This window comes from Streptomyces sp. NPDC096048 (genome assembly GCF_044763415.1).
GTDB lineage: Bacteria > Actinomycetota > Actinomycetes > Streptomycetales > Streptomycetaceae > Streptomyces.
In genome coordinates this window covers 380,569-406,205 of record NZ_JBIWGG010000004.1, presented here as the reverse complement: position 1 = coordinate 406,205, position 25,637 = coordinate 380,569, and the positions used below count along the sequence as shown (strand labels likewise).

16 protein-coding genes and 1 pseudogene are annotated in these 25,637 nt (G+C 72.3%); 7 read left to right on the top strand and 10 right to left on the bottom strand.

Going from position 1 to position 25,637, the window contains the following annotated elements:
• The first annotated feature begins 19 nt into the window (after nt 1-19).
• Nucleotides 20-991 carry a carbohydrate ABC transporter permease gene (locus ACIQ6R_RS12910; protein ID WP_404220834.1) on the top strand — a complete coding sequence of 324 codons (972 nt, stop codon included), beginning with the start codon at nt 20-22 and terminating at the stop codon, nt 989-991.
• A gap of 139 nt (nt 992-1,130) precedes the next feature.
• The gene (locus ACIQ6R_RS12905) at nt 1,131-2,735 is read left to right on the top strand and encodes a glycoside hydrolase family 13 protein (RefSeq protein WP_404220831.1); all 1,605 of its coding nucleotides are present in this window, start codon (nt 1,131-1,133) and stop codon (nt 2,733-2,735) included.
• A 93-nt stretch (nt 2,736-2,828) separates the two neighbouring features.
• Here the strand turns inward: ACIQ6R_RS12905 and ACIQ6R_RS12900 are convergent.
• From ACIQ6R_RS12900 to ACIQ6R_RS12890, 3 genes and pseudogenes are all read right to left on the bottom strand, one after another.
• Nucleotides 2,829-3,286, bottom strand: a pseudogene (locus ACIQ6R_RS12900) (transposase); the annotation flags it as partial.
• A 114-nt stretch (nt 3,287-3,400) separates the two neighbouring features.
• Complete coding sequence (locus ACIQ6R_RS12895) at nt 3,401-4,576, bottom strand: cation:proton antiporter (RefSeq protein ID WP_404220828.1); 1,176 nt, start codon at nt 4,574-4,576, stop codon at nt 3,401-3,403.
• A gap of 4 nt (nt 4,577-4,580) precedes the next feature.
• On the bottom strand, nt 4,581-5,060 hold the full coding sequence (locus tag ACIQ6R_RS12890; RefSeq protein WP_404220825.1) for a cation:proton antiporter regulatory subunit: 480 nt from the start codon (nt 5,058-5,060) through the stop codon (nt 4,581-4,583).
• Nucleotides 5,061-6,012: 952 nt separating this feature from the next.
• Here ACIQ6R_RS12890 and ACIQ6R_RS12885 point away from each other — a divergent pair.
• From ACIQ6R_RS12885 to ACIQ6R_RS12870, 4 genes are all read left to right on the top strand, one after another.
• Entirely contained in the window at nt 6,013-6,900 is an 888-nt protein-coding gene (locus ACIQ6R_RS12885) for a universal stress protein (protein WP_404220822.1), read from the top strand.
• 517 nt (nt 6,901-7,417) lie between these two features.
• Nucleotides 7,418-8,263 (top strand): universal stress protein, encoded by an 846-nt coding sequence (locus ACIQ6R_RS12880; RefSeq protein ID WP_404220819.1) that lies wholly within the window; start codon nt 7,418-7,420, stop codon nt 8,261-8,263.
• Nucleotides 8,263-10,986, top strand: coding sequence for a cation-translocating P-type ATPase (locus ACIQ6R_RS12875; protein ID WP_404220816.1), 2,724 nt, complete (start codon nt 8,263-8,265; stop codon nt 10,984-10,986). Before ACIQ6R_RS12880 ends, ACIQ6R_RS12875 begins: the two co-directional genes overlap by 1 nt.
• A 440-nt stretch (nt 10,987-11,426) precedes the next feature.
• Complete coding sequence (locus ACIQ6R_RS12870) at nt 11,427-12,332, top strand: universal stress protein (protein WP_404220813.1); 906 nt, start codon at nt 11,427-11,429, stop codon at nt 12,330-12,332.
• A gap of 375 nt (nt 12,333-12,707) precedes the next feature.
• On the opposite strand, the gene ACIQ6R_RS12865 is transcribed toward ACIQ6R_RS12870, so the two are convergent.
• The 5 genes from ACIQ6R_RS12865 to xylB all read right to left on the bottom strand — a co-directional run bounded on the left by ACIQ6R_RS12865 (nt 12,708) and on the right by xylB (nt 19,728).
• On the bottom strand, nt 12,708-14,231 hold the full coding sequence (locus ACIQ6R_RS12865) for an aldehyde dehydrogenase family protein (RefSeq protein WP_404220810.1): 1,524 nt from the start codon (nt 14,229-14,231) through the stop codon (nt 12,708-12,710).
• Between the two features lie 136 nt (nt 14,232-14,367).
• Nucleotides 14,368-15,627, bottom strand: a complete 1,260-nt coding sequence (locus tag ACIQ6R_RS12860; protein WP_404220808.1) for a GAF domain-containing protein — start codon at nt 15,625-15,627, stop codon at nt 14,368-14,370.
• A 144-nt stretch (nt 15,628-15,771) separates the two neighbouring features.
• A complete protein-coding gene (locus tag ACIQ6R_RS12855; protein ID WP_404220805.1) occupies nt 15,772-16,377 on the bottom strand; it encodes an N-acetylmuramoyl-L-alanine amidase in 606 nt (201 codons plus the stop codon).
• Between the two features lie 365 nt (nt 16,378-16,742).
• Nucleotides 16,743-17,954, bottom strand: a complete 1,212-nt coding sequence (locus tag ACIQ6R_RS12850; protein WP_404220803.1) for an ROK family protein — start codon at nt 17,952-17,954, stop codon at nt 16,743-16,745.
• 328 nt (nt 17,955-18,282) lie between these two features.
• Nucleotides 18,283-19,728: a xylulokinase gene (gene xylB / locus ACIQ6R_RS12845; protein WP_404220800.1), complete on the bottom strand. Its 1,446-nt coding sequence runs from the start codon at nt 19,726-19,728 to the stop codon at nt 18,283-18,285.
• A gap of 222 nt (nt 19,729-19,950) precedes the next feature.
• Here xylB and xylA point away from each other — a divergent pair, with 222 nt between their 5' ends.
• Entirely contained in the window at nt 19,951-21,114 is a 1,164-nt protein-coding gene (xylA, locus tag ACIQ6R_RS12840; RefSeq protein ID WP_310874600.1) for a xylose isomerase, read from the top strand.
• Nucleotides 21,115-21,298: 184 nt separating this feature from the next.
• Here xylA and ACIQ6R_RS12835 read toward each other — a convergent pair whose 3' ends face one another.
• Nucleotides 21,299-22,567 (bottom strand): SWF or SNF family helicase, encoded by a 1,269-nt coding sequence (locus ACIQ6R_RS12835; protein WP_404220797.1) that lies wholly within the window; start codon nt 22,565-22,567, stop codon nt 21,299-21,301.
• Nucleotides 22,564-25,359: a DEAD/DEAH box helicase gene (locus ACIQ6R_RS12830; RefSeq protein ID WP_404220795.1), complete on the bottom strand. Its 2,796-nt coding sequence runs from the start codon at nt 25,357-25,359 to the stop codon at nt 22,564-22,566. Before ACIQ6R_RS12830 ends, ACIQ6R_RS12835 begins: the two co-directional genes overlap by 4 nt.
• Nucleotides 25,360-25,637: the final 278 nt, after the last annotated feature.

The window sequence follows — 25,637 nt, the reverse complement described above, 5'->3', positions numbered from 1 at the left end:
CGTGGCCAACACAGTTGACATGACAACCCACCCGGAAACCGTCGTGGACACCCGTAAGGCGACGCCGCCGACCGCGCGCCGCGAGCGCAAGAGGCGCCGCGCCGCCTGGGCCGACGGCCACACCCGTACCATCGTCTCGCCCCTGGAGCTCAAGTCGCGCTGGGGGACGCGGATCTACTGGACGGTGCTCGCCGCCGTCATGTCCGTGTTCACGCTCGTGTTCGTCTTCCCGCTGTACTGGATGGTCACGGGCGCGATGAAGTCGGGCGAGGAGATCGCCCAGATGCCGCCGACGCTGTGGCCGAAGGACCCTGACTTCTCGGTGTTCGCGGACGCGTGGGAGCTCTTCGACGTCGGGCTGCTCCTGAAGAACACGCTCTTCTACGCGGTCGGCGCCTGGCTGTTCGCCCTTGCGGTGGACGTGACGGCCGCGTACGCGCTGTCCAAGCTGCGCCCGATGTTCGGCAACGTGATTCTCGGGGCGATGCTCGCGACCCTGATGATCCCGCCGATCGTCGTCATGATCCCGGCGTACATCACCGTCACGGACGTGCCGATCTTCGGGTGGCATCTGCTCAACACGCCCTGGGCGATCTGGTTCCCGGTGGCGGCCAACGGCTTCAACATCTTCCTGCTCAAACGGTTCTTCGACTCGATTCCCGACGAGATCCTCGAAGCGGCGGAGATCGACGGGGTGCCGCCGTGGCGCGTGCTCGTCTCGATCATCCTGCCGATCTCGCGGCCCATCCTCGGTGTGGTGTCCATCTTCACCGTCGTGTTGGTGTTCAAGGATTTCGTCTGGCCCCTGCTCGTGCTGCCGGACAGCGAGAGGATGACGATCAGCGTCGGTCTTTCCCAGACCGCGGGACAGGTGACGCAGAACCAGATCATGGCGGGTCTGGTGATGGCGAGCATCCCGATGATCATCGTGTTCTTCATCTTCCAGCGGAGCATCATGGCGGGCCTCACCGCCGGCAGCCTCAAGGGCTGACCCGCGCGCCCCGCGCCCTTCACCTCCCCTTCGGTTCACCACTTCGGTTCACCACCCACATGCACTCCGCCGCCGGTCGGCACTTCCAAGCCCCGTTCCGACCGGCGGCGGAGTCACCACCTGCCCGAAAGGACCTCCCGTGGCAGCCGTGCACCCCTCCCGCACCCATGACTGGTGGCGTGACGCCGTCATCTACCAGGTCTATCCCCGCAGCTTCGCGGACGGCGACGGGGACGGTACGGGGGACCTCGCGGGTGTCCGCGCGAATCTGCCGTATCTCGCCCAACTGGGCGTGGACGCCGTGTGGTTCACCCCGTGGTACCTCTCACCGCTGGTCGACGGCGGCTACGACGTGGCCGACTACCGCACCATCGACCCGGCCTTCGGCACCCTCGACGACGCCGAGAAGCTGATCTCCGAGGCCGCCGAGCACGGCATCAAGGTCATCGTCGACATCGTGCCCAACCACATCTCCGACCAGCACGCCTGGTTCCAGGCCGCCCTCGCCGCCGGGCCCGGTAGCCCCGAGCGCAAGCTCTTCCACTTCCGCTCCGGCCGCGGCCGGAACGGCGAACTCCCGCCGAACCACTGGCCCTCGCAGTTCGCCGGTGACACCTGGACCCGGGTGCCCGACGGGGAGTGGTACCTGCACCTGTTCACCCCCGAACAGCCCGACCTCAACTGGAACCATCCCGCCGTGCGCCGCGAACACGAGGACGTACTGCGCTTCTGGTTCGAGCGCGGCGTCGCCGGCGTCCGTATCGACTCCGCCGCACTGCTCACCAAGCACCCGGACCTGCCCGACTTCACCGAGGGCGTCGACCCGCACCCCTACCTCGACCTGGACGAGATTCACGACATCTACCGCTCCTGGCGCGCGATCGCCGACGAGTACGGCGGCATCTTCGTCGGCGAGGTCTGGCTCCCCGACCCCGAACGCTTCGCCCGCTACCTGCGCCCCGACGAGCTGCACACCGCCTTCAACTTCAATCTCCTCGCCTGCCCCTGGGACCCCGAGCGTCTGCGCCGCACCATCGACGACACCCTCGCCGAGCACGCCCCGGTGAAGGCCCCCGCGACCTGGGTGCTCTGCAACCACGACGTGACCCGCACGGTCACGCGCTACGGCCGCGAGGACACCGCGTTCGACTTCGACACGAAGACCTTCGGCACACCCACCGACCTGGAGCTCGGCACCCGCCGCGCCCGCGCCGCCGCACTGCTCACGCTCGCGCTGCCCGGCTCGGTCTACCTCTACCAGGGCGAGGAACTGGGCCTGCCCGAGGCGGACATCCCCCTCGACCGCATCCAGGACCCGATGCATTTCCGCTCCAACGGCACCGACCCGGGCCGCGACGGCTGCCGCGTCCCGCTGCCGTGGACGGCCGGCGAACCGCACAGTGGTTTCGGCGGTGCCACGGAGCCCTGGCTGCCGCAGCCCCCGTACTGGCCGCAGTACGCGGTGGACCGCCAGCTCGGCGACCCCGACTCGATGCTCACCCTGTACCGCACGGCGCTGAAGCTCCGCCGCGACACCCCCGGGTTCGGCGACGGTCCGATGACCTGGCTCCCCTCCGACAACGGTGTCCTCGCCTTCGCGCGCACCGAAGGCTTGGTCTGTGTGGTGAACCTTCTGGACCACCCTGTCGAGCTGCCCGCGCACACCGAGGTGCTGCTCGCAAGTGAGCAGCTCGACGCGGAAGGACGGCTGCCGGGGGACACGGCGGTCTGGCTGCGCGGCTGACAGGCGGGAACCCGAGCGCGGCTCGGTTCGGCGTGGCCCCGAACGTGCCGACTCCGCCTGGTTGCGGCGCCACGGACTCCAGGTCACGTGTGTCCAGCGGTGTCGGCCCAGCCGCTGTGATGTCTCGACACCCTTGCGGGCGATGCGGTGCTGGACGCCTCGCTGTGCCAGCCATTGCCGCAGGTGACGGTAGTCGTGCCCCCTGTCGCCGTGGAGCTTGCCTGGCTTGCGGCGGCGGGGGCCTCGGCGGGAGCGGATCGGGGGTACGCCCTTGACGAGCGGGATCAGGGCCTGGCTGTCGTGGGCGTTGGCGCCGGAGATGCGGACGGTCAGGGGCAGACCGGTCCGCTCGGTGATCAGATGGACCTTCGAGCCGTACTTGCCCCGGTCGACAGGATTCGGGCCTGTCAGGTCCTTTTCAGAGCCCGCATGTTGACCGAGTCGCTCGCGCACCGGGACCAGTCCAGGTCGCCGCGGGCGCCGAGTTCGTCGAGGACCAGGCGGTGGTGCTTGGCCCACACTCGGGCCTTGGTCCATTCGGTGGACCGGCGGCGACGCAGGGCGGTGGCTGAGCGTGATCCGGGCCTGGGAGCCGCGATCAGGACGCTCACCGAGCCATGGAGGCCGGCGATGCGGAGGGCGCCGTCAAGGGCGCCACGGGGCCGTCATCCGATCGGAGTGCCGCGCTCCGGTGAGCGCTCCGCGGCCGGTGAGCGTGCTCCGGCGAAGCGGGTGATGACGGGGCCGGTCACGGCGAGAAGGAGGACATAGGCGGCCACTAGGGCGCCGAGCCGGTCATGACGCGTGCCCATCAGCCCGATGATGACGATGGAGAACTCGCCCCGGGCGATGAGCGCGGTTCCCGCTCGCAGCCGTCCCCGGCGTCCCGCGCCCTCGCGGCGTGCCGCGAACCAGCCGGACGCCAGTTTCGTCACGGCGGTGACCGCGGCCAGAAGCAGGGCGACCGGAAGTACCGGAAGCAGAGCGTCCGGGCGGATGGACAGGCCGATGGCCAGAAAGAAGACCGCGGCGAACAGGTCCCGCAGCGGGCTCAGCACCTTTCGCGCCCGGTCCGCGGCCTCACCCGTGAGCGACAGCCCGATCAGAAAGGCGCCGACTGCCGCCGAGATGTGGACCGCCTCGGCCAGAGCGGCCACGACCAGCGTCGCGCCGAGGACCCGCAGCAGCAACTGCTCGGCGTCCGGGTGCGACAGCAGCCGTCCCAAGTGATGTCCCCACCGGTAGGACAGACTGAGGGCGGCCACCACGGCACCGAGGGCCAGCAGTACTCCCAGCAGGGCCTGCTGCCAGGTGCCGCCGGCGGCGACGACGGCGAGCAGCGGGAGGTACGCGGCCATCGCGAAGTCCTCCAGCACCAGCACGGACAGCACCGCCGGGGTCTCCCGGTTGCTCATCCTGCGCAGGTCGCCCAGGAGTCGGGCGATGATGCCGGAGGACGAGATGTAGGTCACGCCGGCGAGCGCCAGGATCCCTGCGGCGTCCAGCCCGAAAAGCCATCCCGCCACCGCCCCGGGAACCGCGTTCAGTACGAGGTCGACCACCGCCGAAGGAAGGTGGCGGTGCAGACTGACCACGAACTCCGGCACCGTGAACTCAAGACCCAGCACCAGCAGCAGGAGGACCACCCCGATCCCCGCGCCGGTCGCCACGAACTCCCCGGCCGCCGGCACCGGGGCGACGCCTCCCTCGCCCAGGGCCAGCCCCGCCAGGAGATACAACGGCACCGGGGACAGCGCGAAACGTCGCGCCAGCGCTCCGAGCAGGCTCAGGGCGGCGAGGATGATGCCCAGCTCCAGTAGCAGGGCGACCGAGATCCGCATCCCGTCAGCCCCGGACGAGTTGTTCCACCGCGGTGATCCCCTCGCGGGTCCCGATCACCACCAGCACGTCGCCGGACTGCAGCACGGTCTCCGGACCCGGGGAGGGAATGACGTCATCACCACGGACGATCGCCACGACCGACGCGCCCGTCCGTGTGCGAGCCCTGGACTCCCCGAGCGGACGGCCGGCGAACGGAGTGTCCGCGAGCACCTCGACCTGTCCGGCGCTGAGACCGGGAACCTCTCTGGTCAGATCCGCGAACCGTTCGGCGATGCGCGGAGCGCCCAGGATCTCGGCGAGGACGTCGGCCTCCTCGCCGGTGAGCCGGAAGACCGCCTTCGCCTGGTCCGGATCCACGCCTCCGTAGACCGCCAGCTCGAAGGCGCCCGATCGCCGTGCCACCACGCCGATCCTGTCGCCGTCCTGATTGACGAACTCGTAACGCAGCCCCACCCCGGGCAGTAGCACCTCGTTGACGTCCACCCGTACCCTTCCCGTCCGTCTTGAAGTCGTTGTCGCGCGGTCGGTTGCTCGGCCGCCGCGCAATCGGTATTCGGCATACGCGGGCGCCGGCTCAAGCGTCGGCCCCGCATACGCCGGCGCGCCGGTCACTCTTCCTGCCACCGGGCACGTCGGTACAGGGCCGCTCGGCCCCGTACCGATGGCGGGACGGCCTGCGGGCGCGGACTGCGGGGTCGCACTCCGGGGCGGCGTGCCGACGCATATGCGTGGCGCTCCCTGCCGCGTTCAGGAGAGAGCGGCGCCTGGGCGGCCGGCGCCCACGGCCTGCATCGGCTCCGGAGTACCGCACGAGCCGTCTGGGGAATGGAGCGGCAGGTCCGTCTCACCGCCGGCGTGCTCCTCGGCCCCGTGCTCCACCCCGCCTTCCAGCTCCTGTCGGCGGGCATCGCAGCGGACCTGTTCTTCTCCGCCCTCACCGGCACCTTCGGCCTGGCCGCCATGGTCGCCGGGCTTCCCCACAACCGGCCCCGAGCGGGCGGCCTCGCCAGACCCTGGCCGCGCTGCGCGAGCGCTGACACACAACGGGAGAACCGGGTGGAAGACCGCCCGGGTGAGGGGCGGACGACGCGGCTCCCGCTCCTCGGTCGGCGCCCGAGCCCTCGTCTGCAAGGGCCCATCGCTTCTCGCGGTCCCCGATCGCGGTGCGCAGCTCCCGACTGCCTCTCCGCGTCCCGAACAGGCCCGCCCCGTCACCGCCGAACACCACGGGCTTCTCCGCGTGCCCAGAGCCCCACCGTCCTTCGTCAGAGCCGAACAGGACACGGCACGGCCCGTGGTGTCCAGGGGCCGGCATGCCGGTCGGCCGGCACAGGGCCGGTCGGCCCTGCCGGTGGCCAGTGGACCCCGTGACAGCGAGCCGGTGCCCGGGGTGGGCTGGAGAGGAGAACCAAGGCGTTCGAGTGGAGGAGGCACGATGAGTGGTCTGGTGGTCGTGGGCGTGGACGGGTCGGCGTCGAGTCTCGCCGCGGTGGAGGCGGCGGCCCGGGAGGCGCGGGCGCGTGGGGCGGGGCTCAGGGTGGTGCACGCGTTTGTCTGGCCCGCGATGCGTGTGCCCTTGGGCCCGTCGCCGTTGGGACCGTCAGAGGGCGGGCTCCGGAAGATGGCCGACCGTCTGGTCGCCGAGGCGGTCGAACGTGCGCGGGCGACGGCAGCGGAGGTCGACGTGAGCCGTGCCGTGGTGACGGGTGATTCCCTGACGGTCCTGGAGGCCGAGTCACGCGCAGCTGAGCTGGTGGTGGTGGGGTCGCGGGGCATGGGCGGGTTCGTAGGGCTGCTGGTGGGGTCGACGGCGGTGCACCTGGCGGCGCACGGCCGGTGTCCGGTGCTGGTGGTCCGGGAGGAGCCGAGTGCGGAGGGTCCGGTCGTGCTGGGCGTCGACGGCTCGGCCGCGGGGGAGCGGGCGGTGGAGTTCGCCTTCGCCGAGGCGGAGCTGCGGAAGGCGCCGCTGGTGGCGGTGCACGCCTGGACCACGTGGAACGCCCCGATGCCCGCGCCGCAGGATGCGTCGGCTCCGTACGCGAACCCGCCGGGCGCCCTCGCTGGGCAGGAGGAACGCCTGCTGTCCGAAGCGCTCGCCGGCCACCGCGCACGGTATCCGGGTGTGGTGGTGGAGCAGAGGGCGGTGCACGGCCGGAGTCGGGAGGCGTTGATCGACGCCAGCCTGTCCGCGCAGTTGCTCGTCGTCGGTGCCCGCGGGCGCGGCGGCTTCGCCGGGTTGCTGCTCGGCTCGGTCAGCCAGGCACTCCTCCACCACGCCCACTGCCCGGTAGCGGTAGTGCGGGCGGTGGGCGCGCGAGGCTGACCGCCCCGCCGCGGGGCGCCCACCCCGTCCCGGGAGACGGGCGGATCGCGTGCCGGGTGGGGTGGGGGCGGGCCGCGGATACGCGGAGTGTCACGCAACGGCCGGTGCGGGGTCGTGAGGCGGCCACGCGCCGAGGCGGCGGGTCGTCGGTGACGGCGAGTGGGGCGCCGCGGGCGGCGAACGGCGGCTCCGGCCGGTGACGGACCATGGCCCGTGGCGGACCACGCCGCCGAGGGCCCTCGGCGTGCCTGCCGGTGGCCCTCGTGCTTCCCGTACCACGGGTCGACATGCTCATTCGGTGCTCGGTGCTCGGTGCTCGGTGCTCGGTGCTCGGTGCTCGGTGCTCGGTGCTCGGTGCTCGGTGCTCGGTGGCCGGTGCCCGGACCGCCTGCAGACACTTGGCAGGGCCGAACGGCCCTCGGTACGGGCCTGTGGCCCCTGGGCACAAGGAGCGGCTGAACCGAGGCTGGGAGACGAGCAGCCGCACATCGGCGGAGCTCGGGAACAGGAGAACCCAGTGACTCATCCGGTGATCGCAGGAGTGGACGGCTCCGCCTCCAGTCTTGAAGCAGTCGAGGTCGCGGCTCGTGAGGCGCATCTGCGCGGCGCCTCTTTGCGAATCGTGCACGCGTTCGGGCACCAGTCGGCCGGCCACGGTCTGGAGCCGATGACCCAGGGAGTACTGGCCCGTGCCGAGGAGCGGGCCCGCGCGATCGCGCCGGGTGTGGCCGTCACCCGGTCGGTGGTGGCCGGGGAGGCTGTCCAGGTACTGGAGATCGAGTCGCGGTCGGCGTCGCTGGCCGTGGTCGGCAGCCGGGGCCTGAGCGGCTTCTCCGGGTTGTTGCTGGGCTCGACGGCGGTGCACCTGGCCGGGCACGGCCAATGCCCCCTGATGGTGATGCGAGGCCGCCCCGACCCGGCCGGTCCGGTGGTGCTGGCGGTGGACGGTTCCGAAGCCGGCGCGGGCGCGGTGGAGTTCGCCTTCACCGAGGCGGCCCTGCGCAAGGCGCCGCTGGTGGCCGTACATGTGTGGAACACCTGGAGCGAGCGCGCTTACGAAGGCCCCGGCGACCCGCTGAACGCCGCGGTGGTGGACGCCGAACACCTCCGTGAGGCCGAGCAGCACCTGCTGGACGAGTCGGTCGCCGCCTGGCAGGAGAAGTTCCCCGAGGTGGTGGTGGAGCGGAGCCTGGTGCGTTCCCGGATCCGTCCGGCCCTCATCGATGCCAGCGGAGGCGCTCAACTGGTGGTGGTCGGCGCCCGGGGGCGCGGCGGGTTCACCGGACTGTTGCTCGGCTCGGTCAGCCAGGCCCTGCTGCATCACGCCCACTGCCCGGTCACCGTCGTCCGAGGTGAGGAGTGATGGTGCCCCAGCAGATCACGGCGGACGACCCCACTGCGCCGGCACACACACTCCTGCGGCCGGACGCCTACCGACGCGACGCCGCCGACGTGGCGGACTCGCTCGCAGTGGTCCCGGCCATGGGCCTGACCACGGCGGACGCCGAGCGGCGGGCCACCGAAGCGGGAGCCAACGAACTGGCCGAACCGGCGCGCAGGCCGCAGTGGCTGCGCCTGCTGGACCAGTTCCGCAGCTGGTTGATCGGCATCCTGCTCGCCGCCGCCGTCGTCGCGGGAGTCATCGGCGAGGTCAAGGACGCCCTGGTCATCACCGTCGTCCTGCTCATCAACGCCACCATCGGCTACCTGCAGGAACGCCGGGCCGAACGCAGCCTGGAAGCGCTGCGCCAGATGCTGGTGCCCACCGCGCGCGTGCGCCGCGACGGCCGGGTGAGGACGGTCCCGGCCGGCACCCTCGTGCCCGGGGACATCGTCCTTCTGGAAGCCGGGGACCGTATCCCGGCCGACGGGCGCCTGGCCGTCGCCGAAACGGTCGAGGCCGCCGAGGCCGCGCTGACCGGCGAGTCCCATCCCGTCGCCAAGTCGACCGCACCCACCGCGGCCGACGGCGACGAGCCGGTACCCGTCGCCGAGCGCACGGGCATGCTCTTCATGAACACCGCGCTGACCCGCGGTCGCGCCGAGATGATCGTCACCGCTACCGGCATGCGCACCGAGGTCGGCGCGATCGCCGAGGCGCTGCGCACCGGCGCGGAACCGCCCAGCCCGCTCCAGGTCCAGATGGACAGCCTGGGCCGGCGCCTGGCCGGGGTCAGCGGCGTCGCCGTGGCCGCTTATGCGCTCGTCGCCCTCCTGCGCGGTGAAGAACCGGCCGATCTCGCGCTGCGGGCGGTGGCCCTGGCCGTCGCGGCGATTCCCGAGGGGCTGCCCGCCGTTCTCGCGCTCACCCTGGCCCTGGGCGTCTACCGCATGGCCCGCCGCGGTGCCATCGTCAAGCGCCTGGCCTCCGTGGAGGCGCTCGGCTCGGCGACCGTGGTGTGCAGCGACAAGACCGGCACGCTCACCATGAACGAGATGACCGCCCGCGCCCTGTGGACGGCCGGACGCGACCACGAGGTGACCGGCGAGGGTTACGACACCACCGGTAACGTGCTCGCGGCCGACGGGGGGAGCGGCGCGGACGTGCGTGACGCGGTGCTGCCGTTCGCGCTGTGCAACGACGCTCGCCGCACTGCGGACGGCGTCATCGGCGACCCCACCGAGGCCGCCCTGATCGTGCTCGCCGCGAAGGCCGGCCTCGACGCCGAACCGCGCGCCCACGCGACGCGTACGGGTGAGGTGCCCTTCGATCCGGCAGCCAAGTACATGGCCACCTTCCACCGTGACGCCGACGGCCGAACCACCGTCCACGCCAAGGGAGCCGTCGACGTCCTGCTGGACCGCTGCACCCATGTCCTGACCGAGCACGGACCGGCACTCCTCGACACCGAGCGCCGCCGGGAAGTAACCGACGTCGCCCGGCGGATGGGCAGCCAGGGCCTGCGCGTCCTGGGTGCCGCCGGCGGCACCGCCGACCGAGCCCACCCGGACGCGGTCCGCGGGCTGACCCTGACCGCAGTCGCCGGTATCGCCGACCCGCCCCGCCCCCAGGCCCGCGCCGCGGTCGCCCTGGCCCGGGAGGCCGGTGTCACCGTCAAGATGATCACCGGCGACCACGCCGACACCGCGACCGCCATCGCCCGCGAACTCGGCATCACCGGCGACGTCGTCTCCGGCACCGAACTGGCCCGGATGAGCGAGTACGAACTGGCGGACCGGATCGAGGACGTCGGTGTCTTCGCCCGCGTCGCCCCCGAGCACAAGGTGACCATCGTCCGTGCGCTGGCCCGGCGCGGCCACATCGTGGCCATGACCGGGGACGGTGTCAACGACGCCGCTGCCCTGCGCGCCGCCCACATCGGCGTCGCGATGGGCGTCACCGGCACCGATGTGGCCAAAGAGGCCGCCGACATGGTCCTGACCGACGACGACTTCTCCACCATCGTCCGCGCGGTCCGTGAGGGCCGCTCCATCTACGACAACATCGTCACCTTCGTCCGCTTCCAGCTGTCCACGAACATCGGCGCCATCCTCACTCTGCTCGCCACCGTCCTGGCCGGGATGCCCGCCCCCATGTCCGCGATCCAACTGCTGTGGGTCAACATCATCATGGACGGGCCACCCGCCATGGCCCTGGCCGTCGACCCACCGGGGGACAACGTGATGCGGCGTCCGCCGCGCCCGCCCGGCGAACGCATCCTGAACGCCCGCCGCCTGGCCGCCATCACCCGCTCCGGCGCGGTCATGGCCGCCGGCACCCTGGCGGTCTTCGCCGGCGCGCGCCACCTCTCCGACACCGCGACCGCCGCCACCATGGCCTTCACGACGTTCGTCCTCTTCCAGCTGTGCAACGCCCTGGCCGCGCGCAGTGAGGACGGCCCTGTTTTCGGACGCCACCAGTTGCACAACCGCACCCTGTGGATCGCCCTGGCCGCGGTCCTCACCCTCCAGGTCATCGCCGTACAGGCGCCCGCCGCCCAGGGAGTCTTCGACACCGTTGCCCTCAGCCCGACGCAGTGGACGATCTGCCTCGCCACCGCTCTCACCGTGCTGCTGACCGAGCACGGCTGGCGGGCCGCACACGCACGGCACGGTCGGCGCGCAGCACGGGGACCGACCCCGTGAGACCCCGCACCTGCCCGCGCCGCGAGCCCCGAGAAGGTGACCACGGGCATCTGGTCGGCCAGTTGTGGGTTCGGTCGCCGTTCTACGTAGGGAACGAGCCCCTGCCCGTCGGTGAGAACGTGACGGTCGTGCCGCCCGGAGACCGCGGTCGACCGGACGGCCCCGCTCTTGGGCCCTGCGGGCCGGCCACCCGAAGGCGGCTCACCTGATCGAGGCGGACATGCCAGGGCTGTGCCGGGAGGACACGGTCACCGCCGCCGAGTACAGCCATCTCGGGACGCGGACGCCGAGGGCCGCCGTGCGCACCGGAGTTGTCCTCCCGCCCGGAACCGACCCGCCGATGGGGCCGGTCGGCCCCCGTCCGGGCCCGTCGGCCCCTGTCTCCGGAAGCCGCTGAACGGCAAGGTCACAACAGATACCCGACACAGGAGGTGGGCTTCATGCCCGGTACGATCATCGTGGGACTCGATGGCTCGCTGGAGAGCCGGGCCGCCGCGGACTGGGCCGCCCGCGAGGCGGCGCTGCGCGGGCTGGTGGTGAAGCTGGTCCACGTGTGGCAACCGGTACCCGCACGCATGGCGCAGGCTCCGCTCCTTGGCGCAGAGACCCACCAGCACTGGACCGAGCGGATTCCGCGCGAGGCCGCCGAGGGCCTGCGGCTGCGCCACCCGGGTGTCGAAGTAGGCACCGAGCAGCTGACCGGCTCGCGTACCGATGCCCTGGTGGAAGCGGCCCGCGACGCGGAACTGCTGGTCCTCGGCTCCCGTGCCCTGAGCGGCCTCGGGGGCTTCCTGGTGGGGTCCATCGGGCAGAGCGTGGTCGCCCGCACCGAGACGGCCGTGGTCCTCGTGCGCGCCGGGGAGCAGGCCGCAGACGAACACGTCAAGGATTCCGGCGGCATCCCGTCCGCCGCCACCGCGTTCCGGCCCGTGGTCCTGGGCCTGGACGCCGACCGCCCCGACGAGACCGTACTCGACTTCGCCTTCGAAGAGGCTCGGTGTCGCCAGGCCCCGCTGACCGTCGTGCACGGCTGGGACCTGTCGCCCTACGCCGTCTACACCATGGGAGCGGGCTTCGAGTCGCACGAGGAGTTCGCCCGGGCAGAGGCCACCGCGCTCACCGAGGCGCTGCGGCCCTGGCGGCAGAAGTACCCGGACGTCGAGGTCACCGAGGTCTCCCGTCCCGGCAGCGCCGCGAACCTCCTGGTCGACTCCTCCCGCGACGCCTCCCTCGTCGTCGTCGGCAGGCGTCGTCGCCGCAATCGGTTGGGCGTGCACATCGGGTCCGTTGCTCACGCGGTCATGCATCACGCCGCCGCCCCCGTCGCCGTCGTCACGCACGGCTGACATGCCAGTCGCAGACAGAAGGACGACGTGTCCTGAGGGCCGTGGTCGCTTAGCGCTTCCGGCGAGCTCCTGATCCAGTCCGCGCCGAGGTCGCCACGTCACCGTTCGCCGGCATGGGCACGATGCGAGGACCTGCACCTCGGCAGGCCGGACGAAGCGCACGCACGGGTGCGCGTTGCGCGTCCCGGAGGGCGTCCGGACGGCGTTGCCCCGGACGCTGCGGGCTGCGGACATCCCCGTTGGCGAGCTGGTGAGGAGCGGGACAGGGGTGGGAGGAAATGGGAGTTATGGCGTAAGTCGGTCCCTGCTCCGGGTGGGCCGAGAGGAAGGCGCCTGGCGGGCAAAAGCCCAGCTCAGGCGCCATTCTTCGTGCCCCTAGAAGAAACCCAGCCTCTTCGGCGAGTACGACACCAACAGGTTCTTCGTCTGCTGGTAGTGCTCCAGCATCATCTTGTGGTTCTCCCGGCCGATCCCCGACTGCTTGTAGCCGCCGAAGGCGGCGTGTGCCGGGTACGCGTGGTAGCAGTTCGTCCAGACACGTCCCGCCTGGATCGCGCGGCCCGCGCGGTAGGCGGTGTTCATGTCGCGGGTCCACACCCCGGCGCCGAGGCCGTACAGGGTGTCGTTGGCCGTCTTGATCGCGTCGTCGAAGTCGTTGAACGGCGTGACCGACACGACCGGGCCGAAGATCTCCTCCTGGAAGATCCGCATACGGTTGTGACCCTCGAAGATGGTCGGCTGGACGTAGTAGCCGCCCTTCAACTCGCCTTCGTGTTCCATGCGTTCGCCACCGGTGAGCACCTTGGCGCCCTCCTGCCGGCCGATGTCCAGGTAGGAGAGAATCTTCTCCAGCTGGTCGTTGGACGCCTGCGCGCCGATCATCGTGTCGGTGTCCAGAGGGTGGCCGGACTTGATCAGTTCGGTGCGGGCGACGGCGGCCTCCATGAACTCGGCGTACGTGCCGCGCTGGACCAGCGCCCGGGACGGGCAGGTGCAGACCTCGCCCTGGTTGAGCGCGAACATCGTGAAGCCTTCGAGCGCCTTGTCGCGGAAGTCGTCGTCCTGGGACCAGACGTCGTCGAAGAAGATGTTCGGTGACTTGCCGCCGAGCTCCAGCGTGACCGGCTTGATGTTCTCCGAGGCGTACTGCATGATCAGCCGCCCGGTGGTGGTCTCCCCGGTGAACGCCACCTTCGCCACCCGCGGGCTGGACGCGAGCGGTTTGCCCGCCTCCGCGCCGAAGCCGTTGACGACGTTCAGGACCCCGGGCGGCAGCAGGTCCGCGACCAGGCTCAGCCAGTAGTGGATCGACGCCGGGGTCTGCTCGGCGGGTTTGAGGACCACGGCGTTGCCGGCGGCGAGTGCCGGGGCGAGCTTCCAGGTCGCCATCAGGATCGGGAAGTTCCACGGAATGATCTGTGCGACGACACCCAGCGGCTCGTGGAAGTGGTACGCCACGGTGTCGTCGTCGACCTCGCCCAGCGAACCCTCCTGGGCGCGGATCGCGCCCGCGAAGTAGCGGAAGTGGTCGATGGCGAGCGGGATGTCGGCCGCCAGCGTCTCGCGCACCGGCTTTCCGTTCTCCCAGCTCTCGGCGACCGCCAGCCGCTCCAGATTCGCCTCCATGCGATCGGCGATCCTCAGCAGAATGGCGGAACGCTCGGTCACCGAGGTGCGGCCCCAGCCCGGGGCGGCCTCGTGCGCGGCGTCGAGCGCCCGCTCCACGTCCTCCGCCGTACCGCGCGCGACCTCCGCGAAGGGCTGACCGTTCACCGGTGACGGGTTCTCGAAGTACTGCCCGCGCAACGGCGGCACGTACTCGCCGCCGATGAAGTGGTCGTAGCGCGACTGATAGGAGACGATCGCGCCCTCGGTGCCGGGCGCCGCGTAACGGGTCATCCTGTCTGCCTCCTCATCGAGCGCTGCCCGCCGTTGGACAGCTCTGCGCGCGAGGCTAGGGAACGGGACGTTGCAGGGACGTTGCGCGTGCGGGCGGCCGGAGCCCGGTCCTGTGCCGCCACTCACGGGCGGGCGGTCACCACGCGTTCGGTGCCGCCAGTTCGGTCTCCAGCGCGGCGAGCCGGGAGAGGGCCGCCGCCGTGGGCCGGACCGCGACCAGTGCGCGCCACACGTCCACATCGTCCTCGCCCCACGGTGCGTGCGCCCAGTCGGCCAGCAGGTCGGGATCGCGACAGGAGATCAGTGCGGCGCGCACACCGTCGGCGAGCCGGCGCCTGAGCCGTATCACCGCCGGAGCCTGGGAGCCGGGCAGCAGCGGACCGGCGTAGGCCGCCGCGGCCGCCGTGACCGCTCCGGCCCGCAGACGACGCTCGACAACGGTGGCGTCGGACTCGACGGGCATCGCGAGCCGGTACGGGCGGGACGCGAGCCGGTCGGGTCCCAGGAGTCCGCGCAGCCGGGCCAGTTCGGCACGCAGGGTCACCGGCGGCACCGTCTCGTCCTCGTACAGCGCGCACAGCAGCTCGTCGCCGGTCAGGCCTTCCGGGTGGTGGGCCAGCAGCACGACGATCTCGCTGTGCCGCCGGCTCAGCCGGACTCTGCGGCCGTCCGCGCTCAGCAGCGCCTCGTCACGGCCCAACGCGGTCAGCTCGGCCGAATCGGCCGACGGCCGCTCCGGGGCGCACAGTGCCAGCTGCGACTCGGCCGCCCGCGCGACCGCCTGGACGAAGCCCAGACTGTGCGGATGCGCCAGCCCGTCCCCACCGGTGATGTCCACGGCGCCGAGTACGCGCCCGGTGCGGGGGTCGTGCACCGGAGCCGCCGCACAGGTCCACGGCTGGACCCGACGGATGAAGTGCTCGGCCGCGAAGACCTGGACCGGCCGTCCGACGGCCACCGCCGTGCCCGGCGCGTTCGTCCCGACCGCGGACTCCGCCCACCTGGCACCCGGCACGAAGTTCATCCGTCCCGCCCGGCGACGGGTGGCCGGGTGTCCCTCGACCCACAGCAGCCTGCCGTGCGCGTCGCACACCGCGAGCAGGTGCTCGCCGTCGGCGGCGAAGGTGCCCAGAAGTTCCCGGACCAGCGGCATCACCCGCGCCAGCGGATGCTCGGCCCGGTAGGCGCCGAGGTCACCGTCCGTCAGCTCCACACTCGCCGTGCCGTCGGGGCCGACACCCGCCCGGGCCGACCTGCGCCACGACTCCGCCACCACGTCGCGCACGGGCCGCGGCACCGTCCCGGCCTCGGTGAACGTCTCATGCGCGCGCCGCAGCGTCCGGGCACGCTCGACGGGATCGGCTCCCGGTTCCAGAGCCAGCCATGCATCAGTCAACTCGGCCTCCCCGGACGGTGCTGCTGACGGTGACGCGCTTGGGGACATCGTCACTCCGCGGATACGCACGGACAACCACTTCGACCGGCCGGAGACCGGCCGGAGACCAGCCGGATCACCGGGATGCGGCCGGTCCACCGCGAGTCAGGCGAAGTTGACCAGTCTGATGTAGCGGGTCCAGTCCCACAGGGGCCCGGGGTCCGTGTGGTCGCTGCCCGGAACCTCGTGGTGCGCGATGATGTGTGCGCGGTCCTTGGGGATGCCGTACGTGGTGCAGATCGCCGCGGTGAGCCGGGCGGACTGTTCGTACATGGCGTTGGTGAAGTACTCGGGCCGGTCCACCCAGCCCTCGTGTTCGATGCCGATGCTGCGGGTGTTGTAGTCCCAGTTCCCCGCGTGCCAGGCGACGTCCGCCTCGCGGACGCACTGGGCCACGTGTCCGTCGGAGGACCGGACGACGTAGTGCGCGGACACCTGCTTCCCGGGGTCGCGGAAGATGGCGAGGGTGTCGGCGTACGTCTCCTGCGTGACGTGGACGACCACGTAGTCGACGGGATAGGCCGTGGGGCGGCTCGACCGGGTGTAGTTGGACGTGCTGGCCGGCTGCCATTCGGCCGAGGGGTAATCGACGGCCCGGGGCCGTGCGGCGGCCCGCGTGCCGGAAAGCAGCGTGAACGGGACGGTGGCGAGCGCGGCGCCCTTCAGGAGCCGCCGCCTGGTCGGAGCCGGTACTGTCCTTTCCCTTTCCATGGGATCCACGGGACTGCCCTTTCGTCGGTGGGGCCCTCGGGCCCCTGTGGGGGGTGCTCAGCTGTGCGACGTGGCTGAGAAGGGGACACTGACGAACCCTGACGCGGATGTCCGGCGCCGGCTGCGCGAGGTACGTCCGCGCGAATCACCGTACGGGCGGCGGGGGTTGCGCAGAAGGGCGCCGCGCCGTTCCGTGGACAGCCCCCGCCTTGTGGACACCGCGCTCACTCGAACGAGTGATGGGAGAGTGGAACCCGGGCAATGGAAGCCGCCCGGCTCGGGTCGGTGCGGCTGCGGCCACGGTGATGGTCGCTGTCGCTGCGGATGCCACCCCAGCCCTTGCCGCGTCCGTCACCGGATCGGGTTCAGGCCCGTTCCGCCACCACCGTGGGGTCGTCCAGGACGGCCCGCGTCACCGAGTGCGCGGCGCCGAGAAGGGGACCCTGCGGTCCCAGATCCGACACGGAGACCGGGCAGACCGGGCCTGCCGTGCGCCGGGCCAGTTCGTCCCGCAGCGACGGCAGCAACCAGGGCGCGAGTCCGGCCAGCGCACCACCCAGCACCACACTCTCGGGGTCGAGCAGGTTGACCGCGCCGGTCAGCGCGATGCCGAGCGCCGTACCCGCCTCGTGCAGGGCATGCCGTACAGCCTCGTCGCCCTCCGCGGCGCGTCCCGCGAGCAGTCCGACCCGATCCTCGCCCGGCTCCACACCCGCCGCGCGCAGTACCGCCTTCTCGCCGGCGTACTGCTCCAGGCAGCCTCGACCGCCGCAGGCGCACTCCGGCCCGTCGGGACGGACCGGCACATGGCCCAGCTCGCCGGCGAATCCGCGGGTGCCGCGCAGCAGCCGCCCGTCGACGACCACGGCCGCGCCGATTCCGATCTCGGCCGAGACGTGCAGGAAGTCCCGTGGGGTGCCGTCAGCCAGCCAGAGCTCGGCGAGTGCGCCGAAGTTCGCCTCGTTGGCCACGGTCAGCGGCAGGTCCCCGGGCAGCAGCGCGCCGAGGTCCGCGTCGTGCCAGTCCAGGTTCGGGGCACGCACGACGGTCCTGGCGTCCCGCGCCACGAGACCCGGCACGGCCACCGCGAGCCCGGCCGGCCACAGCCCCTCGGCCTCCACCTCCGCGACGACCTGCCGCACCAGGCCGGTGAGCTGCTCGAGCACCGGCTCCGGCGACCGGCCCCTGTTGCTCCCGTACCGCACGACACGCGACCGCACCCGGCCGCGCAGGTCCACCGCGCAGACCGCGAGGTGGTCGACGCCGACCTCCGCTCCGATGCCGGCCGGGCCGTGAGCGCTGACGGCGAGCGCCGACCCGGGCCGCCCCACCCGTCCGGGACGCTCGGGGCCCAGTTCCTCCAGCAGACCCGAGCGGATGAGCTCGTCCACGAGGGTCGACACCGCCGCACGGGTCAGCCCGATCCGGGAGGCGACGGCGGCCCGGGACAGCGGACCCTCGGCGCTGACGGTGTGCATCACCCGGGCGAGGTTGCGGCGGCGCATCCCCTGCTGGGTGTCCGGCAGCGCGCGCCCGGGGCGGGCCGGTTGTGTTTCGTGCGGCGGCGGTGCGGTCATGCCTCCGTCAGTCCTTGGTCGGTCTTCGGTCGATCCGGTCGGTGCTCACGCGCCTGGAGACACGTGCCGGGCGGGGTCCAAGGGCGCCCCGGAGGCAGGGCCGGGGGTGCCCATGGGAGACGACCCTCGGGGGCCCGGAGTGTCCGTGGTGTCACGCGTACGTCCTCCTCCTTCGGCGAGCGTCGTCGCGTTCCATGGACCGGCCCTCCGACGGTGCTGTTCGGTCGAGGTCCGCGCCGACGCGCTGCCGGCGACGCCCCCCGCCGGCGGCGTACCGCAGGAACTGCCGTGACGGTGCCCGTCGTGGCGTTGCCGCGTGAACGCGTCCTCAGCGTGAGTCCGCGCTCCGTTCCAGCAGCGGTGCCGCGTCGGAGACTACCTCGGTGATCCGGGTCAGCGTCGCCTCGTCCCGTTCCACGGCGTCGAGCACCGGCCCGGCGGCCGTGTTCCAGCGCCGGGCGACCGCTGCCGCGTCCTCGCCGGTCAGCAGCCCGGCGGCCTGCGCCGCGGCGCCGAGTGCGACCAGTTCCTTGGCATCGGGGATCTGGACAGGGCGCCCGGACAACCGTCGTACCGTCTGCTGCCAGGCGGTCCCGCGCGCGCCGCCGCCGATCAGCAGCAGCGGCGCGGACGGGTCCGCGTCGGTTTCGAGGACCAGGTCGAGCGCGCCGAGCAGCGAGTGCACGGCGCCGTCGTACGCGGCCTGGAGCAGCTGACCGGCGGTCGTGTCGTGACGCAGTCCGTGCAGGAGACCGGAGGAGTGCGGCAGGTTCGGCGTGCGCTCGCCGTCCAGGTAGGGCAGGAGCGTGACGTCGGTGCCGGGTTCGACGGCTTCCCGGTCCAGGCCCAGCAGGGTCGCGACCCGGTCGACGGCGAGCGTGCAGTTGAGGGTGCAGGCCAGCGGCAGCCAGTCGCCGCGCGCGTCGGCGAAGCCCGCCACCGTGCCGGTCGGGTCGGCGGGCCGTCGGCGCGACACGGCGTACGCGGTGCCGGACGTGCCGAGGCTCATCACCGGAACGCCGGGACGCAGCCCGAGGCCCAGCGCGGCGGCCGCGTTGTCGCCGGTGCCCGCGGCGACCAGGGTGCCCTTGGAGAACGGCAGGCCGTGGCCGTCGCGCACGGTGCCGGCCACCTCGCCGGGCCGGACCACCCGGGGCAGCAGCGCCGGATCGAGCCCCACGCGCGCGAGGATCTCGTCGTCGTACGCCTCCGTGCCGGACGCCCACCAGCCGGTGCCGGACGCGTCACCGCGGTCGGTGGTCCCCTCGCCGGTGAGCCGCTCGGTGAGGTAGTCGTGCGGGAGGCGTACGGCCTTCGCCGCGCGGGCCGCCTGCGGTTCCTGCTCTGCCAGCCAGGCCCACTTGGTGACCGTGAAGGAGGCGCTGGGCACGCTGCCCGTGCGCTCCGCCCAGGCCTTGGGACCGCCCAGCTCCTCGATCAGACGGCGGGCCTGCGGGGCCGAGCGCACGTCGTTCCACAGCAGGGCGGGGCGCACCGGGTCGCCCTGGGCGTCCAGCGTGACGAGTCCGTGCTGCTGACCGCCGATGGACACCGCGGCGGCCTCCCGCGCGGCGTCACCGCACTGGTGCAGGGCGTCGTGGAGCGCGTCCCACCACTGGCGCGGATCGCTCTCGCGCCCGGCCCCGGAGGACACGGTGTGGGGCGCCTGACCGCTCGCGACGACCTGGCCGGTGGCCGCGTCGACGACCAGCGCCTTGGTGGACTGGGTGGACGTGTCCACGCCGACGACGAGCGGACCCTCGGCTGCTGACATCGGGCTTCTCCCTCTTCCGCGGCTCTGCGGGATCTGACTGGACTGCCTGGACGGACCTGCACTGAGCAGGGACTTCGTGGTACCTCGGGTCCTTGTGACCCGGACGTCACACCTTCGGGGACACCTTGTCCCTTCCCAGGACCGTGTGTGCATACTAATTTGTAAAGCGCCATGACGAAATAGTCGGCAGCGATTGATCGGCAGCTAGTGAGGAGCCGCGGAATGAACTACCAGCCCACTCCCGAGGACAGGTTCACGTTCGGTTTGTGGACGGTCGGCTGGCAGGGCCGGGATCCCTTCGGCGATGCCACCCGGCGCGCGTTGGACCCGACTGAGTCGGTGCGCCGTCTGGCCGAGCTGGGCGCGTACGGCGTCACGTTCCACGACGACGACCTGATCCCGTTCGGGTCGAGCGACACCGAGCGCGAGGCACACGTCAAGCGGTTCCGGCAGGCGTTGGACGCGACGGGCATGAAGGTGCCCATGGCGACGACCAACCTGTTCACGCATCCCGTGTTCAAGGACGGCGCGTTCACCGCGAACGACCGGGACGTGCGCCGGTACGCGCTGCGCAAGACCATCCGCAACATCGATCTCGCGGTGGAGCTGGGCGCGAGTGTGTACGTCGCCTGGGGCGGCCGGGAAGGTGCGGAGTCCGGTGCGGCCAAGGACGTGCGGGACGCGCTGGACCGGATGAAGGAGGCCTTCGACCTGCTGGGCGAGTACGTCACCGAGCAGGGCTACGACCTCAAGTTCGCGATCGAGCCCAAGCCGAACGAGCCGCGCGGTGACATCCTGCTGCCGACGGTGGGCCACGCGCTGGCGTTCATCGAGCGGCTGGAGCGGCCGGAGCTGTACGGCGTGAACCCGGAGGTCGGCCACGAGCAGATGGCGGGGCTGAACTTCCCGCACGGGATCGCGCAGGCGCTGTGGGCCGGCAAGCTGTTCCACATCGACCTCAACGGCCAGTCGGGCATCAAGTACGACCAGGACCTGCGCTTCGGGGCGGGCGACCTGCGGGCCGCGTTCTGGCTCGTCGACCTGCTGGAGAGGGCCGGATACGCCGGTCCGCGGCACTTCGACTTCAAGCCGCCGCGGACCGAGGACCTCGACGGCGTGTGGGCGTCGGCGGCCGGCTGCATGCGCAACTACCTGATCCTCAAGGACCGGGCGGCCGCCTTCCGTGCCGACCCGCAGGTGCAGGAGGCCCTGGCCGCGGCCCGGCTGGACGAACTGGCCCAGCCGACCGCCGAGGACGGCCTCGCGGCCCTGCTGGCCGACCCGGCCGCCTACGACACCTTCGACGTGGACGCGGCCGCCGCTCGCGGCATGGCCTTCGAGCACCTCGACCAGCTCGCCATGGACCACCTGCTCGGCGCCCGCTGAGCGGTCCACCTCTGGGTGAAGGCTCCGGCTCCTTCCGGTTCACGGACGGAGCCGGAGCCCGTCGGTCCTTCGGCTCCCGTACGGCAGCCGGACGAACCCCACCGCGGGTCTCGCCGCCGCGCGGTCGGCCCGATGCGGCGAAGGCGTCCGCGTCGTCGGTGCCACGCCGACGTCGGGACAGGCGTCAGGGCTCGTCCCCGGCCGCGAGCACCGCCGTGGCCAGAGCCGTCGCCGGGTCCTGGGCAGCGCCGCCCACGGGGGCCCAACGGCCGCTCTCCTTGCGGTACGGCCACCAACGGCCGTCGCGGTCCAGGCGGAGCTGATGGGGTGCGCCGACGACGGTCCACCGGTTGGCCCGCGCCCGCAGTGACGGCCGCTCGCCCTCGTCCCAGGACGATTCCAGCGCCGCACGCGCGCGTGCGAGCGTGTCGCCCTCCACCGTCCACTCCTCCTCGAGCACCGACAGCGCGGCTCCGCCCCCGAGCCGCCACGCGCGTACGGCGACGGCGAGCGCCTCCCGGGTACGCCCCGAGCCGTCTGCGAGGCGCGCCAGCACGTCCGCTCCGGGATCACCGGCGGCCAGGCGCACCGCGTCCTGCGAGGCGGTCGGTTCCGTGCCCATCGCCTGCCGGCCGTGTCCGCTCCGCAGCGCCTCGGCGAGCAGACGGTGTGCCTCCGCCGCGGCCCGGGAGGCCAAGAAGGCCAGGGCCGCCGGGTCGACGCCCGGAGGTGGCGCGCTCTCGGTGTCCAGCGACGGCGGTACGCCCGGCCCTTCCCGGAGATCGGGCAGGGCGGGCAGCGGAGGCAGCACGTGCCCCGCCGCGTACGCCTCGGCGGCGTCCACACCCTCCGGGCGGGAGGCGGCATCCTCCGCGGGTGCGTCGCCACGCCTCTGGAGGGCGTCGAGCACGGCGCCCTCCGCCCGCCCCCGCATGAGCAGCAGGACGAAGGGGTCCTGGTCCAGCAGCCTGGCGACCTGGTAGCAGAGCGCGGCGGTGTGCCCGCAGTGGTCCCAGGCGCCGCAGTCGCACTCGGGTTCCAAGTCGCCCAGGCCCGGCAGCAGATCGATGCCGGCGGTCGCGGCGTCCTCCACGAGGTGCGGCGGCATGTCGCGGTCCAGCAGCGCCGCGACATGCCCGGACCGCTCGATCGCCATGTCGACGAAATGGTCCCACTGCGCGTCGGACAACTCCTCCAGCAGGACGTCGGCCCGATGCGCCGTGCGGTCCCGGTCGTGCACCACCGCGGTGATGCGTCCCGGACGTACCGACACCGCGCCGACCGCTCCCGCGCGCGCGAGCCGACGGCCCGTCTTCACCTGCGCCGTGTCCAGTGCCGCGTCCTCCAGCGCCTTCAGCCAGGCCAGGCCCCACCAGGTCTGGGCGAAACCCCGGCCGTGCGCGGGCGGCATCGCCTCGAACGTCCGTTCCGTGTCGTCGTCGTACCGGGTCATCGCGTACCCCCTCGCAGCTCGACCAGGTCGGCCAGCTCCGCGTCCGTCAGCTCCGTGAGCGCCGCCTCGCCCGTTCCCAGCACCGCGTCGGCCAGCTCCCGCTTGCGGTTCAGCAGGGCGGCGATGCGGTCCTCGATGGTCCCCTCGGCGATCAGCCGGTGCACCTGCACGGGGCGCGTCTGACCGATGCGGTAGGCGCGGTCGGTGGCCTGCGCCTCGACGGCCGGGTTCCACCAGCGGTCGTAGTGCACGACGTGCTCCGCGCGCGTGAGGTTCAGTCCCGTGCCCGCCGCCTTCAACGACAGCAGGAAGACCGGTACCTCACCGTCCTGGAACCGCCGCACCAGCGACTCCCGTCCCGCGACGGACGTGCCGCCGTGCAGGAAGAGCGAGGCGACGCCGCGGGCGGCCAGGTGCTGTTCGAGGAGGCGTGCCATCTGCACGTACTGCGTGAAGACCAGCACACTGGCCTCCTCGGCGAGGATGGCGTCCAGCAGCTCGTCCAGCAGCTCCAGCTTCCCCGAACGGCCCGTGATCCTCGGCCGGTCCTCCTTGAGGAACTGCGCCGGGTGGTTGCAGATCTGCTTGAGGCTCGTCAGCAGTTTCACGATCATGCCGCGTCGCGCCATGCTGCCGGCCCCGGCGATCTCCGCGAGCGCCTCGCGCACCACCGCCTCGTACAGCCCTGTCTGTTCCGCGGTCAGGGACACCGGATGGTCGGTCTCGGTCTTCGGCGGCAGCTCCGGCGCGATTCCTGGGTCGGACTTTCGGCGTCGCAGCAGGAACGGCCGTACGAGCCGCGCCAGCCGCTCCGCCGCGGCCGGGTCCTGACCGCCCTCGACGGCCTGTGCGTAGTGCCTGCGGAAGGTACCGAGCCGGCCCAGCAGCCCCGGCGTGGCCCAGTCGAGGATGGCCCACAGTTCGGAGAGGTTGTTCTCCACCGGGGTGCCGGTGAGCGCCACGCGCGCGCGTGCGCCGATGGAACGCAGCCGCCGCGCGGTTTCCGAGTAGGGGTTCTTCACGTGCTGCGCCTCGTCCGCCACGACCATGCCCCACGGCACGGCGGAGAGCCGGTCGGTGTCCAGGCGCATGGTGCCGTAGGTGGTGAGCACGAACTCGCCGTCGACGAGACCTTCCAGGTCGCGCCGGGTGCCGTGGAAGCGGCGTACGGGGGTGCCGGGTGCGAACCGCTCGATCTCGCGCTGCCAGTTGCCCATGAGGGAGGTCGGGCAGACCACCAGGGTGGGTCCGGCGGCGGACTCGTCGCCCTGCCGGTGCAGGTGCAGCGCGATCAGTGTGATGGTCTTGCCGAGCCCCATGTCGTCCGCGAGACAGCAGCCCAGGCCCGACGACGTCATGCGGGCCAGCCAGTTGAGCCCCCGCCGCTGGTAGTCGCGCAGCGTGGCGTCGAGGGCGGCGGGCTGCGCGACGGCATCCTGCGCCTCGGGGTCGGCGAGCCGTTCCCGCAGGGTCGCGAGCCATCCCGTGGGGTGCACCTCGAAGCGGTGCCCGTCGACCTCCGTCGAGCCCGTCAGGGCCGCGGCGAGCGCGTCGACGGGCGTGATCTTGTGGTCCTGCCGGGCGCGGACGCGGTGGGCCTCCTCGGGGTCCACGAGGACCCACTGGTCGCGCAGGCGCACCACGGGGCGGTTGGCCTCGGCGAGCAGATCCAGCTCCTCGCGCGTGAGCCGCTGCCCGCCCAGGGCGAACGACCAGTTGAAGGCGAGCAGCGCGTCGGCGGACAGGAAGGAGGGGCCGGTGTCCGACGAGGCCGTGCGCGGCGACGGCTCGTCGTCGGGTGGCCCGACCTCCGCGCGGGCGGTGAGGTCACGGGCCAGCTCCCGAGGCCAGTGCACCTCGACTCCCGCGCCGGCGAGTGCCTGGGATCCCGTGCCGAGGAGCTCGGTGACCTCTTCGTCGGCGAGTTCGACGGCGTCCGGCACGGCGGCCGACAGCAGCGGCGTGAGTGCGGGCCAGGCCCGTGCCGCGCGGCGGAGCGCGAGCAGGGCGTCCATCCGCGCGCGTGTGCCGAACGCGTCGCCCACGGTGCCCGCCCACACGTCGGCGGTGTCCGCGACGAGCGCGGGATCGCGCACGGCGTGCACCTGGAGCACGGCCCGGAACGCGGGTCGAGCCTCCTGGGAAGCCGTGGCCGTCAGGCCCCGCACCTCGACCCGCAGTGACAGCCGTACTCCCGCGTCGTGCCCCGCGGCGACATCGGCCGCCCACTCGCGCAGTTCGGGCGTCCGCCGCGGCTCCCGCGAGGCGTAGGCGGGCCCGGCCGTCACGAGTTCGGCGGCGGGGGAGCGGGGCAGGGTGTCGGTGACCGCGTCCAGGAAGGCACGCACCAGCCGCTCCGGGTCGGGCAGCCGCAGGGTCCCGGCATCTTCGAGGGGGACGGCGTGCGCCTCGGGCGGCATCGCGGCGGCGAGGTGGCGGATCCGTTCGGTCTCCTCCGGTCCCAGCGGGCCCGAGCGCCAGGCGTCATGGTCGGCCGCGGACAGGCCGGGCAGCAGCAGACCGCGTGCCACGAGGTGCAGTGCCTCGACGGCGACCGCGCCCCAGAACGCGGTCGCCCGATGGACGTCGTCGCAGTCACGCGCGCGCGTGAGAAGCGACAGGGCCGTCCGCACCGGCAACAGCACTGCGGGCACGCCGACCGGCCTCACGCCGTCACCGTCGGGCAACGCGACCGTCAGAATGTCCGTGGTCCCCGAAGAGACGGCCACCGGGGCCTCGCCGTCGGACCGCCAGAACGCGACTCTGCCGGTCCGGGCGGGGTCCCCGGGCACGAAAACAGCACAGCAGTGGGCGAGTTCGGCAATGTCGGGGGGCGGGGCCGGGAGAGTGGTCTGCGCAGCGATGGTGTATTCCTCAAACTTGACTAGCCGGGGTGCGGTCGCCGACTGTACATGACTCCCGAGGCTGGAGGGTGCGGCCGAACTGTGGCGTGGGTCACTATTCAGATGGAAAGGTGCTCTCTCGGAACGGAGTCGCCGACGGGTTCTAGGGGGTGAGTAAGGGTCCGGCCTCAGGGACGTCTCAGGGTCGCGGTACGGAACCGTCGGGA